This is a genomic window from Limosilactobacillus mucosae (assembly GCF_046939755.1).
GTDB classification, from domain to species: domain Bacteria; phylum Bacillota; class Bacilli; order Lactobacillales; family Lactobacillaceae; genus Limosilactobacillus; species Limosilactobacillus mucosae_A.
In genome coordinates, this window is the sequence record NZ_JBKZAY010000016.1 from 24,269 (window position 1) to 39,647 (window position 15,379).

The 15,379-nt window shown below is 46.4% G+C and carries 11 protein-coding genes; 8 read left to right on the forward strand and 3 right to left on the reverse strand.

Translation table 11 applies throughout. From position 1 onward, the window contains the following. Nucleotides 1–10 precede the first annotated feature (10 nt). The 7 genes from ACLUWI_RS06550 to icd all read left to right on the forward strand — a co-directional run bounded on the left by ACLUWI_RS06550 (nt 11) and on the right by icd (nt 10,196). Entirely contained in the window at nt 11–1,351 is a 1,341-nt protein-coding gene (locus ACLUWI_RS06550) for a gluconate:H+ symporter (RefSeq protein WP_412146648.1), read from the forward strand. A 139-nt stretch (nt 1,352–1,490) separates the two neighbouring features. After that, entirely contained in the window at nt 1,491–2,498 is a 1,008-nt protein-coding gene (locus tag ACLUWI_RS06555; RefSeq protein WP_412146649.1) for a LacI family DNA-binding transcriptional regulator, read from the forward strand. A gap of 113 nt (nt 2,499–2,611) precedes the next feature. Further along, nucleotides 2,612–3,313 carry an ABC transporter ATP-binding protein gene (locus tag ACLUWI_RS06560; RefSeq protein ID WP_412146650.1) on the forward strand — a complete coding sequence of 234 codons (702 nt, stop codon included), beginning with the start codon at nt 2,612–2,614 and terminating at the stop codon, nt 3,311–3,313. 9 nt (nt 3,314–3,322) lie between these two features. Continuing rightward, nucleotides 3,323–5,905, forward strand: a complete 2,583-nt coding sequence (locus ACLUWI_RS06565; RefSeq protein ID WP_412146651.1) for an FtsX-like permease family protein — start codon at nt 3,323–3,325, stop codon at nt 5,903–5,905. 279 nt (nt 5,906–6,184) lie between these two features. Then, nucleotides 6,185–7,102 (forward strand): AEC family transporter, encoded by a 918-nt coding sequence (locus tag ACLUWI_RS06570; RefSeq protein WP_412146652.1) that lies wholly within the window; start codon nt 6,185–6,187, stop codon nt 7,100–7,102. 460 nt (nt 7,103–7,562) lie between these two features. Beyond that, on the forward strand, nt 7,563–8,915 hold the full coding sequence (locus ACLUWI_RS06575) for an aspartate aminotransferase family protein (RefSeq protein WP_412146671.1): 1,353 nt from the start codon (nt 7,563–7,565) through the stop codon (nt 8,913–8,915). Nucleotides 8,916–8,936: 21 nt separating this feature from the next. Continuing rightward, nucleotides 8,937–10,196 carry an NADP-dependent isocitrate dehydrogenase gene (gene icd, locus ACLUWI_RS06580; RefSeq protein ID WP_412146653.1) on the forward strand — a complete coding sequence of 420 codons (1,260 nt, stop codon included), beginning with the start codon at nt 8,937–8,939 and terminating at the stop codon, nt 10,194–10,196. Between the two features lie 514 nt (nt 10,197–10,710). Here icd and ACLUWI_RS06585 read toward each other — a convergent pair. Continuing rightward, nucleotides 10,711–11,709 carry a D-2-hydroxyacid dehydrogenase gene (locus ACLUWI_RS06585; RefSeq protein ID WP_412146654.1) on the reverse strand — a complete coding sequence of 333 codons (999 nt, stop codon included), beginning with the start codon at nt 11,707–11,709 and terminating at the stop codon, nt 10,711–10,713. A 423-nt stretch (nt 11,710–12,132) separates the two neighbouring features. Between ACLUWI_RS06585 and ACLUWI_RS06590 the strand changes: the two genes are divergently transcribed. Further along, nucleotides 12,133–12,579 carry a shikimate kinase gene (locus tag ACLUWI_RS06590; protein WP_412146655.1) on the forward strand — a complete coding sequence of 149 codons (447 nt, stop codon included), beginning with the start codon at nt 12,133–12,135 and terminating at the stop codon, nt 12,577–12,579. A gap of 58 nt (nt 12,580–12,637) precedes the next feature. Here the strand turns inward: ACLUWI_RS06590 and ACLUWI_RS06595 are convergent, their stop codons facing one another. Next, nucleotides 12,638–14,158: a glutamate--cysteine ligase gene (locus tag ACLUWI_RS06595; RefSeq protein ID WP_412146656.1), complete on the reverse strand. Its 1,521-nt coding sequence runs from the start codon at nt 14,156–14,158 to the stop codon at nt 12,638–12,640. A 119-nt stretch (nt 14,159–14,277) separates the two neighbouring features. Beyond that, nucleotides 14,278–15,264 (reverse strand): LacI family DNA-binding transcriptional regulator, encoded by a 987-nt coding sequence (locus tag ACLUWI_RS06600; protein ID WP_412146657.1) that lies wholly within the window; start codon nt 15,262–15,264, stop codon nt 14,278–14,280. Between the last annotated feature and the right edge of the window lie 115 nt (nt 15,265–15,379).

The window sequence follows — 15,379 nt, forward strand, 5'->3', positions numbered from 1 at the left end:
GGGAAGTATTATGCCACTGCTTATTGTTTTACTAGGGGTTTTGATTCTGATCTTTTTGATCGTTAAATTGAAGCTCAATACGTTTGTCTCACTGGTCGTAACGTCATTTATCATTGCGCTTTGTCTGCAGATTCCGGTTGCCAAGATACCAACGGCAATTGAAACCGGGATCGGCGGTCAGCTGGGCCACTTAGCAATTATTTTCGGATTTGGTTCCATGCTGGGGCAGCTGGTCTCTGATGCTGGTGGTGGCTACCGAATCGCTACGACATTGATCAACAAGTTTGGTCGGCGCTGGATTCAAGTGGCCGTAATCCTGGCCTCATTTATCATTGGGCTGGCTCTGTTCTTTGAAGTTGGTCTGGTTGTTGTCTTGCCAATCATCTTCATCATTGCTCGTGAGCTGGACATGCCATTGATGTACCTAGGGATTCCAATGGCCGCTACGCTGAACGTCTGCCATGCCTTCTTGCCACCACACCCGGCACCAACGGCCATTACCGACATTCTGGGTGCTACTTTAGGTCACGTGCTGCTTTTGGGGATTATTGTTGCCATTCCAACGATCATCATCTCTGGTCCAGTCTTCAACTACTTCCTGCACAAGCTTTACCCATCTGTTTACCGCAAAGACGTTGATATTTCTGTCCTTGGTGAATACAAGGAATTCAAGCTGGAAGAAACGCCTGGTTTTGGTATCTCAGTTCTGACGGCCATGATGCCGGTTATTCTGATTGCCGTTGCCACGATCTGCTCTTTCGTCCTTTCTAAGACCAACCCAGTCAACGAATTCATTCAATTTGTCGGTGCTCCCGATGCGGCCATGCTCTTGTCACTGCTGTTTGCGGTCTGGACGATGGGCCTGGCGCGCAAAGTAAAGATGAGCGAGATTTCCAAGTCGATGACCACTTCCGTTAAGCAGATTGCGATGATGCTTTTGATCATCGGTGGTGGTGGTGCCTTTAAGGAAGTGCTGGTTGAAGGTGGCATCTCCAAGTACGTTTCAACGCTGTTCTCTGGCACCAACATTTCACCAATTCTGGCAGCATGGCTGATTACGGCATTGCTACGGGTATCGCTTGGATCCTCAACCGTTTCCTCAATGACGGCAGCTGGTTTGATTGCACCAATGACGGCCCACATGTCGCCAACGATGAGTGCTTTGATGGTTCTTTCGATCGGTGCCGGCTCGGTCTTCTGTGACCATGTTAACGATGCTGGTTTTTGGATGATCAAGGAATACTTTGGCCTTTCCTTAAAAGAAACGCTGCTCTCCTGGTCGATTTTGACCTCAGTACTTTCGGTTGCCGGTCTGGCCAGCGTCTGGGTGCTGTCGTTGATCGTCGCCTAGCTTATTATCCAGCTGCTCTTCCTAGCTAAAAATTCATTTTCTAAAGTACGTACCAATTATGGCTGCGTACTTTTTTAATTGATGCGTAATTATGGTAAAATAAACGTTACTAAGCAAACAGTCTAAAAGGAAGAATATTATGTCACAGCATGTAACAATCAGTGATGTTGCCAAGGCAGCGGGGGTTTCGGTAACCACGGTATCGCGCTATTTGAATGGTCGCTATCAAAAAATGAGTGCGCAAACCAGAGAGCGGATCGATGCTACAATCAAAGAGCTTCACTATGTACCGGCAGCCTCGGCCAGACGACTGCGACAGACGCAGAGTCATCTGGTTGGCGTCTTGGTTGGGGATATTTCAAACCATTTCTCGTCACTGCTCAGTAAGGGAATCTATGACGTCTTGCAACCAGCTGGCTATGACGTACTCCTGATGAACACCAACAACTCGCAGGAAATGGAGAAAAAAGCCTTAAACGATCTTTATCAGCAGCGTGTTGACGGCATCATCGTTCAGCCGAACTCACGCAGCTTTGCTCAATATCAATCAGTGCTGCGCAATCAGATTCCACTGGTGCTGGTTGACCGGGAAGTCGATGATCAGCCATTGACGGTGGGGAAGGTAACCAGTGCTAACTTTGATGCCAGCTATCGGTTGGGACGCAAGCTGGGATCGCGCGGGTATCAAAACGTAATCACCGTTAGTTCACGCTTTGCCGAGGCGTCCGGTCAGCATCCACGAATCAAGGGCTTTCAGCTGGCGGCTGCCGAAACCGGCTTGACCTACCGTAACATCGAAATCAAAGGGCATGATGATGATTGGCTGGCAAGGGAATTGACGCGCGTGATGGGACAGCTGAGCGGCAGAACAGTCGTCATTTCTTTGATGGGGCCGACTCTGTTTACATTGCTCAAGATCTTCAAGCATGAAAAAGTGACCTTCCCCAAAGATCTGGGCTTGATCAGCTTTGATGATTGGAGCTGGTCGCAATATGTTGGTGAGGATGGCATCTTCTTGCTGCGCCAGGATATGGAACTGATGGGCAATCTAGCGGCGCAAAAACTGCTGAACCAGATTGAGAGTCACTCTATGATCAGCGATACGTCGATTTTACCGGTAACCATTGATGAGCATGCCTCGATTTAAAAATATATAAGCAACGGCTGACCAAACCGGTTGGCTGTTTTTTAATTAAGCGGTAACATTTCTTGATAAATCCCTTAAAATATAAGAAAAGCTTTCTGATAGGGGATGATTAAATGGCACTGATCGAGGTTTCAAACAATACCAAGATTTATCAAACCGGCACGACCAAGCTTTATGCCAATCACGATATCAGCTTTTCCATCGAAAAAGGTGAGTTCGTGATCATCTTGGGTGCATCAGGTGCTGGCAAGTCAACGCTGCTTAATATCTTGGGCGGCATGGATACCAATACAAGCGGTTCGGTAATCGTGGCCGGTAAAGACATTGCGCGCTACGATCGCCGGCAATTGACAACTTATCGGCGCTTGAACGTCGGCTTTGTTTTTCAGTTTTATAATTTAATTCCCAATCTGACAGCTAAGGAAAACGTTGAGCTGGCTTCTGAAATCGTACCGGATGCTCTGGATGCCACGGCGGCTTTACGTGCAGTGGGGCTGGCCGAACATATTGACAAGTTTCCGGCCCAGCTGTCAGGAGGCGAGCAGCAGCGTGTGGCCATTGCACGGGCCGTGGCAAAAAATCCGCAGCTCTTGCTTTGTGATGAGCCGACGGGAGCCTTGGATTATGAAACCGGCAAGCAGGTACTCAAGATTTTACAGGATATGAGCAAAAAACATGGCTCAACGGTAATCATCGTGACGCACAATGCGGCATTGGCCCCAATTGGCGATCAAGTGCTGCACATTCATGATGGTCGACTGGTCAAACAGGAGCGCAATGAGCATCCAACTGACATTGCGACGATCGAATGGTAGGTGAGCGTCTTGAGCAAGCGAATTTTATGGAAAGATGCCTGGCAAGCCATTACGCACTCGTTTGGTCGCTTCGTGGCAATCTTTTTATTGATGGCAGTCAGTGCGCTGGCATTGATCGGTCTTAAGATTACGGGGCCAGATATGCGAAAGAGTGCAACCAGTTTTTTTGCTCAGCATCAGTTGGCTGATCTGACGGTAACCTCAAACTATGGTCTGGATAGTCAGGATCAAAAAATTATTCGTCAACAAAATGGCGTTAAAAAAGTTGATTTTGGCTATCTACAAGATGAAACGATCAAACAGACCGGACAGGCGTTGCGCATCTTTTCAAAAACTAACGGCGTGTCGGGCTGGCAGACGGTAAGTGGCCATTTGCCGCGCTCAGATCAGGAAATTGCCATCAGCTATTTATTAAAGAATCAGTATCGACTGGGGCAGTGGATTACCTTAAAGCAGGCAGGCAGTTTAAAATATCGTCGCTTTAAGATCGTTGGCTTTGTTCGTTCCAGCGAGTATCTGGATCGCAGCGACATTGGTCAGACGACGGTCGGGACGGGGCAATTAAGCGGCGTGGCTCTGGTCAAAAAAACGGCATTCAAATCAAGCAGTACCTATGCGATTGCACGCATCGTTTATACCAGGGCAGCGCGGCTGAATCCTTATTCAACGCGTTATCGTAATTTTGTTGAGACTAAGCAGAACCAGTTGAAAAAATTGCTGGATCAATCAGGTCAGACGAAGTATCAAGCCTTGCAAAATCAGCTTTCAATGGCCGAACAACGGCTACAGGCGGCTAAAAATCAGCTTGTAGTCGCGCAGCAGATGGGGATGACTAATGATGCCAATCCTAGTTTGCAGCTTGAGCAACAGACCGCAGCGCTGGCCCAAAAACGCAGCCAGCTCAATCAGCTTGGCCAGCCTTCGTATATAATCAATGATCGTACCAGTAATCCCGGGTATGCCATTTTCCAATCCAATGCCGAGCGCGTAGATATTTTAGCCAACGTCTTTCCAGTACTGCTGTTTGCGATTGCAGCACTGGTCAGTTTGACGACGATGACGCGGTTTATCGAAGAAGAACGCATCAAGATTGGAACCTTAAAGGCGCTTGGCTATTCCAACCTGGATACGGCCAAAAAATTTACGCTGTTTAGCCTTTTGTCCAGTTCACTGGGAGTCATTGTCGGTGCAGCAGGGGGCTTTTTCGTATTGCCCAAGGTTATTTTTCAAGCTTATGCCGCCAACTCAACGCTCAGCAGCTTTTACGAGCAATTTTCCTGGCCATTGTTGCTGACGACCTGGCTGATTGCAATTCTTTGTACGACTGGGGCAGCACTGTGGGCATTGCATCGTGACTTAAAGGCTCAGCCGGCTGCCTTGCTATTGCCCAAGCCGCCCAAGGGAGGTTCGCGAATTTTATTGGAACATTGGCACTGGCTTTGGAGTCAACTCAGCTTCAACTACAAGGTCACGATGCGCAATCTGTTTCGATATAAGAGTCGCGCTTTGATGACGATCTTTGGCGTGGCAGGCTGTACTGGGCTGTTGGTGATGGGCTTTGGCATTCGCGACTCACTCAGTGGTATCAGCAATATTGAATACAGCCGCATCATCAAGTATGATCTGGTTGCCGTACAAAACAATGCCGCAGCTGCCCAATCAAAGCAGCGGCTGCAGACCGTTTTGAATGATAAGAACGTCAAGGGACATACCGGCGTCTATTATCAGCAGCTGACCAAAAAGGCGGGTGAAGACCATGCCGTTCAGCAGATCTCAATGATTGTGCCGCAAAATAAAAAGTCATTCAGCAGGTATTTTGCCATTAAGAATCGGCAGACGCAAAAGTCACTGCCGTTAAACGATCATGGCGTTGTCATCTCAGAAAAGCTGGCGCGGCTCTTAAACGCAAAAGTCGGCAGTACCATCAGACTCAAAGACGATGCTGGAAACTGGCACTCAATGAAGGTATCCGGCATCATGGAAATGTATATTGGTCATTATGTCGTCATGAGTCCACAAGCCTATCAGCATATCTTTGGTCAAAAATATCAAGTCAATGCCCAGCTGATTACGCTTAAAAAGACCAATGATCTGCAGCAAATATCGCGTCAATTGATCCAGACCGGGGCAGTTTTGGGAATCAATCAAAACGTCAATAACCAGCGGACAATCGACAATATCATGGGCAGCCTTAATCGCGTGATGGTGATTTTGATTGGCATGGCGGCCCTGCTGGCACTGGTGGTAATCTATAATCTTTCCAATATCAATGTTGAAGAGCGCATACGGGAACTTTCAACGATCAAGGTACTGGGCTTTTACGACCAGGAAGTTACGCTCTACATCTACCGAGAGACAGTGATTCTATCATTAATCGGTATATTGTTCGGCTATCTGATCGGCATTGGTCTGCACCGGTTCATTATTCTGAGCCTGCCGCCAGCCAATGCAATGTTTGATCCAGCGATGACGCTGGCCAACTTTATTCTCTCTGCTTTGATTCTAGCTGTCATCACGGCAGGTGTGGCGATAATTATGCACCGCAAGATCAGAAGCGTTGATATGCTGGATGCGTTAAGCTCTGTTGACTAGTTTTTAAACCTTAAAGTCCGTCTCAATTGGGATGGACTTTTTTAAATGACTAAATGAAAAAATCAATTTGCATTGAAGAGAAAATATCCGGATGCAGCCGCGATTTTAAATTTGCAAATCCATTTGACAGCCTTATTTAGCGAATCCAGCGTTTGATAAAAACATAAAAGTTAATGGTTTAGACCACAGATAATTAATAAATTACACAATTATTAGAATATTATTAAACAATCGCCGGGCAGCTGTTATGATTGTCAGCACCAACTAAAAAAGGGGCTGATGAATTTGTTAAGTACATTGATTTTTGCTTTGATTCCAATTTTTGTAACGATTGGGCTTGGCTATCTGGCGGCCAGACGTGGGATTTTTAACGGCCAGGACAGTAAAAGATTCGTCAAGCTGGTTTTGACGTTCATGCTGCCACTGCACGTGTTTGGCGGTTTATGGGGGACCTCGCGCCGGATTTTGATTGAGAACGTGCCTTTGATGGGCTGGCTGATGCTTTCCATGACGGTCTGCTATCTGGTTATGATTCTGGTGTATCGCTTTGGTTTTAAAAACTCGCGCCAGCTGGCCACACTGCGCGCCATGTCGATTGCCAATCCGTCCGTGCCGTTTATTGGCTCCGCCGTTTTGCCATTATTATTCAGTACCAGCAACAGTGCCATTACGATTGGAATCTGCTCTCTAACGGTTAACATCATCATGCTGCCGATTGCATTTGATTCACTGAGCAGTGATCGTTCGGCGGTTAAGCGGCTGGCCGACACGTTTAAAAAGCCATTGGTGATTGCAGCGATTTTAGGATTCTTGCTGACACTGGGTGGATTCAAGATGCCGACTCAATTAACCAGTACGTTTGATCTGCTGGGTAAAGGAGCTGGTGGGGTGGCGATCTTTGCTGCCGGTATTGTTTTAGGGACGCGTCAGCTGTCATTTGACAAAACGATTCTGACCACCGTGATGATGAAAAACATCGTCTTCCCGTTGGTTGTCTTGCTGATCATGATGGCTGCCGGCGTATCGCATGACCTTATTCGGTTGGTAGTGATTGCCCTGGCCATTCCAACCGCAACAATGCCATCGACTTTGGCCATCCAATTCAACGTTAACGAAAAAGAGCTGGCCTCAACCCAGTTCTGGAGCACGGCTTGTTCATTGATCACGCTGTCGGCATTTGTTTTGGCACTGGCTTAGCAAAAATTTACAAAAGAGAAACATGCATGTGATCTATTTCTTTACAATTATTGACTATGCTTAATCATGGAAACAGAAAAACACCTCGGCTTGATACGCTGACCAATCGGGACTTTATTCGTGTGATTCCTCGCCCATTTTGAGTCGCCTTAGGGGTCTGGCTGACTCAGATCATAAATTTCGATTGTTGATCATGCGTCAATTCGAAATCTGTTCGTTTTGCTGTTTCCAAGGCAAGTCAAGAAAGTTCCTAGAATTAGACAAAAACGTACCATACTCTTAACCTGAGCACGCATGCTTCTCCCAGCAGATGCGTGCTTTTATTTTTTAAATCGACCGATGAATACGTTTGTTTAAAAGACGATTTAAGCTGGTTGTGTATTGTTGATGAATCAGGGTCGTGATAAGCTTGAGCCAAACCATCACAGCATATTTTAATGAAATCAAGGAAGGCGAAAGCTTGGTTTGGGAAAATACACAAGGCGATCAGCTGGTGGCCAAGAATCGACACAATATTGCCAAAACGCAGTTAGTTCCTTATTTTAATCTGGTTGTGAAGTCAGCGCGAGGATCGATCGTAACCGATGTTGAAGGCAAGCGCTATATTGATCTATTGGCAACTGATTCGGCAATGAACGTTGGGCACAATCATCCCCGTGTGATTACGGCAATGAAAAGACAGATTGATGAATTTATCAGCTACGATACAGGATATTTCACCAATCCCACCACGATCAGATTAGGTGAACGGCTGGCAAAACTAGCGCCCAATCCAGGTCATAATAAGGTTGCATTTGGCACGTCTGGATCTGATGCGACTGAAGCGATGATTAAATTTGCTCGCGCCTATACGCACCGTCAGTATATCGTTTCGTTTGAAGGCGCCTATCATGGAACGACGTATGGGGCGCTGAGTATGAGTGCCTGCAATGTGGATATGGCTCGCGGAATTGGCCCAATGCTGCCGGGGATCGTTCATGTACCGTTTCCCAATACCTACCATTGTCGACCTGGTGAAACTGAACATGAAACAGCGCAGCGTGCATTTGCTGACTTTAAGCGTCCGTTTGCCGAATTTTTACCGCCTGAAGAAACGGCTGCCGTGATTTTGGAGCCGATTCAAGGGGATGCCGGCATTATTGTACCGCCGCGTGAGTATATGGAGGCAGTCGATCGATTTTGTCATCGCCATGGCATTCTGATTGGGGTCGATGAGGTCAATCAAGGATTGGGCAGAACGGGCAAACTATGGTCATATCAGCATTTTGGTCTGCATCCGGATCTGATTGCCACGGCCAAGTCCTTGGCATCAGGTCTGCCACTCAGCGCGGTAATCGGCTCAGCCGCGATTATGGATGCACCTGGAACCTCAGCCTATTGCTTTACTGGTGGGGGCAACCCAGTCAATGCTGCGGCGGCACTGGCGACGCTGGACGTTTTGCATGATGAGCATTTGATCGAAAAATCGGCCGTTGATGGCGAATATGCCAAAGAAAAATTCATACAGCTGGCGCAAAAACATCCATGCATCGGTGACGTACGCATGCTGGGACTCAATGGCGGCATTGAGATTGTTAAGAATCGCCAGACCAAAGAGCGTGACTCACTGACGGCAGCTAAGATCATCTATCATGCTTTTCAAAAAGGTCTGATCATGGCCAAGTTGGGAGGCAACGTTTTGCGTTTTCAGCCACCATTGACGATCTCACGCAATCTGATCGATGAGGCACTGCTGATATTGGACCAGGTAATCAAAGATGTTGAAGAAAACCAAGTTGAGCTGCCAGACGAATTACGGCACGATGGCTGGTAGAACTAACAAGGAGTGATTTTTTTGAGTGAACTGATAAAAATGAAAAATGGGCAGCTGCGGGTTCCGGATAATCCAGAAATTCCCTACCTGCAAGGTGACGGAATCGGTTCAGAGATCTGGCAGACTGCTCAGCCGGTCTTTGATGCGGCTGTTTTGCACGCCTACCATGGCCGGCGAGAGATTGAATGGCTGCCGTTGCTGGCTGGTGAACGAGCCTTTGAGCTGACTGGAGAATGGCTGCCAGAAGAAACACTGGCAGCATTGAAAAGACATCTGGTTGCCATTAAGGGCCCCACGACGACACCGGTTGGTCAAGGACACCGCTCGATTAACGTTGTCTTGCGTCAGACACTGGATTTGTATGCGTGCTGGCGACCTGTTCGCTATTTTAAAGGAGCCCCTTCACCGGTCAGACATCCGGAACGAGTGAACATCGATGTTTTTCGAGAGAATACCGAGGACATCTATGCGGGTATTGAGGCACCAGCTGGATCAGATATGGCCAAGACATTGGAGAATCTGCTGCAAGAAACTGGTCAGCTGAGTCGCGTTCGTTTTCCAGCTACTTCGGCATTTGGCATTAAGCCGATTTCAAAAGAGGGCTCACAGCGTTTGGTTCAAGCTGCGGTTGAGTATGCCTTGAAGAATCATCGCCATACCTTGACACTGGTTCACAAGGGCAACATCATGAAAGAAACTGAAGGCGGCTTTAAGCGCTGGGGATATGAGCTGATCGAACAGAATTATGCTGAGCAGGCCTTTACGATGGCACAGTTTGCCAGGATCAAAAAAGAGCATGGTCAAGAGCTGGCTGAGCAATCATTGAATCAGGCTCGTAAACAAGGAATGCTGATTATCAATGATGTCATCTGTGATAATTTCTTTCAACAGGCCCTGCTTTTTCCTGAGCACTTTGAGGTTGTGGCTACGATGAACCTAAATGGCGACTATCTGTCAGATGCCCTGGCGGCTCAGGTTGGCGGTTTGGGAATTGCGCCGGGCAGCAATATCAACTATCAAACCGGGCATGCAATCTTTGAAGCCACGCATGGGACGGCACCACAGCTGGCAGGTAAAAATCTGGCTAATCCGACCTCACTGATTTTATCGGGAGCGATGATGTTGGAATATCTAGGCTGGCAGCACGCCGCCGAAATAATTTTCAAGGCAGTCGGTCAGGCAATTGCCGCTCAAAAGGTCACACCTGATCTGGCGCCGGAGAAAACTGCGCTGTCAACCAGTGAATATGGTCGCTTATTGGTCGAACTCATCAATTCTTAATTTAATATTCCAGTTGGTAAAAGTTGCTATGATTGATGCTAAAGGGAAATTTAGGATCTGTTAATGAACTAAAATACGAACAATAATAAAGACGGTAGTATTAAACTTCTTGATAAAATCAAATAATTTTAAAAATTTAAAAAATTCGTGGATTATTTCATTGATTTTAAATTTGAAAATAAATTCGCAAATTTAAAAAATATGGTTGACATCAATCAAGCATAGGGTTAATATAATAATCGTAAATTAAAAGTTGATAAGAAACAAAGCATCCTTAACGGAAAAGATTCGCTTAAAACTGCAATCCTGTAAGCATTAAGGGTCAATCTTATCAGTTCTTAATCTTCCACAAAAAAACTGCGCATAATCTTAACGATCGCGTACGAAAAAACGCCAGTGGCTTTTCGGTCACTGGCATTTTTGTTTTTCAACGAATTTTGGAACGTTTTATAATTCATTATATAAAAATCCCTGTCTGAAATGGGCAGGGATTTTAATCAGTTACGTTGTTTTATTAATAGCGAATCTCGTTGCGGGAGCGGCCGCCATTGGCAATCGTAACGGCATCGTTGGAGGCGATTTGAACCATATTGCGAGCCGCCGTTTCGGTAAAGAAGGCAACGTGTGGGGTGATGACAACGTTTGGCATAGCCGCCAGTTCCTTGTAGTCGCTTGGAACGTCTTGTGCAGCAACGTTGGTTTGGCCAAAGAACGTTGTTTCATCAGCCAGCGTATCCAGACCAGCTCCAGCAATTTCGCCATCCTTTAAGGCCTTGATCAATGCTGGCGTGTCAATTAAAGCACCGCGAGCAACGTTGATCAGGTAGGCGTTTTTCTTCATCTTCTTGAATTCTTTTTCACCGATCATGCCGCGCGTGCTTGGTAAAAGCGGCGTGTGCAGCGAGATGATGTCTGATTCCTTAAAGATGGTTTCTCGATCAACATATTCGGCAAATGGCTCCAGAGCAGGATCGTAGGCAATATCGTTGACCAAAACGCGGGCACCCAAAGCTTTGTAGATCTGGGCGGTAGCCGTGCCAATGTGACCGGCACCGATCAGGCCAACCGTACAGTTGTAGATCTCGTTGCTGATGAGCGTTTCGTTCCAGCTGAAATCGTGATCCTGGTTCATTCGCTGATCAAACACGCCAATCCGCCGCAGCAGGTACATTGCTTGGGCAACACCCATTTCAGCAATGGCGCGTGGCGAGTAGCTGGCAACATTGGTGATGATTAAATTGTTTGCCTTGGCAGCATCCAAATCAACCATGTCAACCCCAACCATGCGGCAGCTGATTTGCCTGATGCCGAAGCTGGCAAGTTTTTCGTAAACTTTAGGACTACCTAATGAACCAGTCTGTAAAACCGTGATGGCATCAAAGTCTTTTGCCAGTTCAACCGTTTCATCGTTAAGAGGCTCATCGATCATCTTGAGCTCAGTCTGCGTCTGTTCAGCCCATTTTTCAGCGTAAGGCTTTTCATATGGGTGCGTACTGTACATTAGCACTTTCATTTTAATAAGTCCCTCCTGAAATTAACTACAAAATGACTAATATAATCATATCACGAGTTGAATAAAATAAATAAAACAAATCGTAAAAAGTGTTGAAAACAGTTGCATAAGGATTAAAACTTAATAATCATTTGCAGTTTGACTTGTCGATGAGTTGTTAAACGATTAGCCAACGAAAAAAACAAGGCGGAATGAAAAAGGGGAGTCAGATCATAAGGACATTTGAGCGCTGTTACAAGCATAGTTAAGTTATCGCAGCGGCATACTTAATTTTGTTAAAAATTGATCAATCATTATTAATAGGCAGCCATGATTTGTTTAATTTTACAAAAATTCGTTTTAAATGATTGACATTCAAAGCTGACTAACTTAATATGATTACAATTCAATTAGAAAAATATTAGAGGAATGGAGGCATTCATTATGGATTTAGTCGTTGTAAATTTCATGGAAGATAACCAAGCAGGTGTCAGCCGACTGATTAGCGAATTTCTGCATCGTCCCGTCACGGATCTGAATCAAGAAATCGTCAATTTAAGTGGGCAGACGATGGATCAACTGACGATGAGCCGTGGTGAGGAAAGCCTCCATCAAATCGAGCATGACGTTTTCGGCGCCAAATTGGCAGAACGAAATATCGTTTTAACCGCGCCCAGTCATGTTCTGACCCGTTACGAAAATCTCAAGATGCTGCAGGAAACCGGTGCGTTTGTGGTCGTCTTGAAAGATCAAAAAGCTGCGGACAAACCGTTTGAAGCAATGCTGGAACAAAGCTTTGGGCATGATCGGATGATTGACGCGGCTAATCTTTCAACTAGAGAAGCTGTTCGACGCGTTGCTGCTTGTTGGAGTACTCAAAAGGCTGCCTAGCGAAATAACTCGATTTCTAAAAAAGACTGATCAGTAAAAAGCTGGTCAGTCTTTTTCTTTAGTATTCATCGTTATTGATTTCCAAGACTTCTGGGAAAAGCGAGAGCAGGTATTCGCGCGGCCCAATCTGGTAATCAAACGTAACATGGATGGGGAAGATCTCTTCATGATCCTTAAGTTTCAAATGCAAGTGGCGTTGGTCAAGCCGTACTTTGATGCCCAGCTCCACGGCTTCACGCAACAAAGACTGCAGACTGGCAGAGCATTTGCCTTTCAGTGCTGCCAGCGGCTCGGTATATTCAGCAATCCGTTTGCGATCGGCCATGGCGGTTGCTAAGCCAAATTCTAAAAGATCGCCTTGCGGACTGATGTGATCAAGTAATTGGCCACTTAGCGTCAATTTGGGATTTTCCAAACGTTGTTCAGCCAGTTTAAGACTCTTGGCGTATTTGTCCTTGTCCGGCAAGGCTAGTTTGGAAGCAGTAGCGTGCATCTGCTCAAGCAGCGGGGTGGCCAACGTTTTGACCCAGGCAAACATTTCGGCGGGATGCTGCAAGGCGATTTGTTCATTGCGCTGGTCAGCAAGTCTTAATTGTTCAGAAAGTTTTTCAGGAAGCGGCTGCAGCAGAGCATTGATTAAAAAGAGTTCCAAGAAATTCAATGCCGCTGGACTGACGCGGGCGGGGGAAAATGGATCCAGGTCAAACGAGCGGAATTCCAATCGTTCGGCACCATTTTTTCGCAGGTCGTCCAAACTGTCGCCACGTCCCTTTAAGCGAACGGGACCATAAAATTCATGCGGTGAGAAAAACTGATGGTGATCGATGCGTTCCTCTAGCTGAGCAAGCTGTTCTTCAAACGAGTCATACGTGATCGCCTCGTCTTTTTGATTGGCATAGCCATATGAGCTGCTGCGAAGGCTACGGACGGGGAAACGCAGATCTTGCGGCATCCCGCTTGGCAAATTGCCAGCAACCGGACTGGCCCCAAAAAAGTAGGTAAACAGCCAGCGCCACAACACAAAACTCTGGGCCAGCTTGAAGTTTAAAGCATTCTTAAAGTCGGCCAGCGTGGCGAAGTCCTCATTAAAACCATGGTCCCACAGTGATTGCACCAGGGTTTGGTTGATGCTGTAGTTGACGTGGACACCGGTAAAAATCTCACGGGCCGTCCCATATTTTTGCTGCAGGTAGTCGTGGTATTCAGCCATCCAAAAACGGGTGTTGAATGAACCGGCAAAGTCTAGGTCATCCTTAGAAAAGACAGGCGCAATGCTTAGTGGCCAGATGACCTCGTCTGCTTGGAGATGATCAGTGACCAGCTGCTGGAGCATTTCAAGATTGGCTAGATTCTCATTGGTGCCCTGTGTTGGTGTTCCAGCGAGCTCCAGCATGTTGTCAGCAAAATCAGTTTTTAAATATGGATTATGTCGCCTTGACAAAAAATCGGCTGGGTAGGGATAGCGGCTGATGCGACCGTCCTTTAGCAGGCGATGCTCCTCCAGCTCTAATCCCATGTAGTTTTTCGCTAACAGACTACTTAGATTGTTTTTAGCAATGATTTGACTTAACTTGCTCATAATGCTTCCCCCATATCGATAAATGGATGTTCGGAGATATTATAACGAAAAAACTGATTCTGTCTAATTATTTATTCATCATATTTTAAATAAGCTGGTTAGCTGCGATGAGCGACAAACTAAGCTGTCTTGCCATTACAGATCGTGACAGGCAAAACTACGGATTTAACTTTTTGACCATTGATGCGTGCCTGCAGCAACTGAACCGCCAGATCAGCCATTTCATCGATGGGCTGCTGAATCGTAGTCAGTCCCGGTAAAAGCAGACGGGTAACGTTACCGCCATCATAGCCGACAATCTTTAGGTCTTCAGGGATTCGCTTACCGTATTCGCCGGCTAGATTGATGATCGTACTGGCATCCGTATCGTTAGCGGCAAAAATACCATCGACTTCGGGATGTTCTTCAAAGATGCGGCGGAAAACCCGTTCCTTATCAATGGTACTGATATTAAAGTCCAAATGGTAGGTAATAGCCGGCAGATTGTTTTTGGCCATCAGATGCTCATATGCTTCGCGCCGTTTTTGCGTTGGCGTGTCCAATCCAAGCGGGCCGTTGGTGTGGATGATGTGGCGACAGCCGTCATCCAATAGGCGCTGAGTAGCAAGCAGACCACCCTGGTAGTTATCTGAGGAAACCACTGGAATATTTTTGCCGACGACCTGATCAATGGCCACGACCGGTAAATTGGCATGTTGATAGCCGATCAGACCACGATTTTGAGTTCCAACGATCAGACCATCGACTTGGTGCGTCAACAGCTGTTGGAGATAGTTTTCTTCTTTTGCTGGGTCATTTTGACTGTTACCGATCAAAACCTTATAGCCATTGCGATAAAGCTGCCGTTCCATTTCGGCTTCAAGCTGACTGAAAAACGGGTTGTCAACGGTAGGAAAAATCATGCCGACCAGATCCGTTCGCTGCTTATATAGCTGACGAGCGATGATGTTGGGACGATAATCCAGTTCCTGCATTGCTTTTTGAACCTTGACAATTGTTTTTTCGCTTAGGTAGCCGCGATGGTTCAAGACGCGCGAGACAGTGGTCTTAGAAACGCCGGCCGCAGCAGCTACGTCTTCTAATTTAGGCCGATGAGTGGCTTCCATATTAGGCATTCCTCCATTATTCTTAAAATTGCTTATTATTCATGTTACACGTTTTCATGAATAAAAGCCATTCGCGAGCGTATATTTGCTGTCGGCGATCAAATAATTACTGACA

Coding starts and splice junctions, on each gene's coding strand:
- ACLUWI_RS06550 (WP_412146648.1), top strand. CDS start 11: ATGCCACTGCTTATTGTTTTACTAGGGGTTTTGATTCTGATCTTTTTG.
- ACLUWI_RS06555 (WP_412146649.1), top strand. CDS start 1,491: ATGTCACAGCATGTAACAATCAGTGATGTTGCCAAGGCAGCGGGGGTT.
- ACLUWI_RS06585 (WP_412146654.1), bottom strand. CDS start 11,709: ATGAAAGTGCTAATGTACAGTACGCACCCATATGAAAAGCCTTACGCT.
- ACLUWI_RS06560 (WP_412146650.1), top strand. CDS start 2,612: ATGGCACTGATCGAGGTTTCAAACAATACCAAGATTTATCAAACCGGC.
- ACLUWI_RS06595 (WP_412146656.1), bottom strand. CDS start 14,158: ATGAGCAAGTTAAGTCAAATCATTGCTAAAAACAATCTAAGTAGTCTG.
- ACLUWI_RS06590 (WP_412146655.1), top strand. CDS start 12,133: ATGGATTTAGTCGTTGTAAATTTCATGGAAGATAACCAAGCAGGTGTC.
- ACLUWI_RS06570 (WP_412146652.1), top strand. CDS start 6,185: ATGAATTTGTTAAGTACATTGATTTTTGCTTTGATTCCAATTTTTGTA.
- ACLUWI_RS06600 (WP_412146657.1), bottom strand. CDS start 15,264: ATGGAAGCCACTCATCGGCCTAAATTAGAAGACGTAGCTGCTGCGGCC.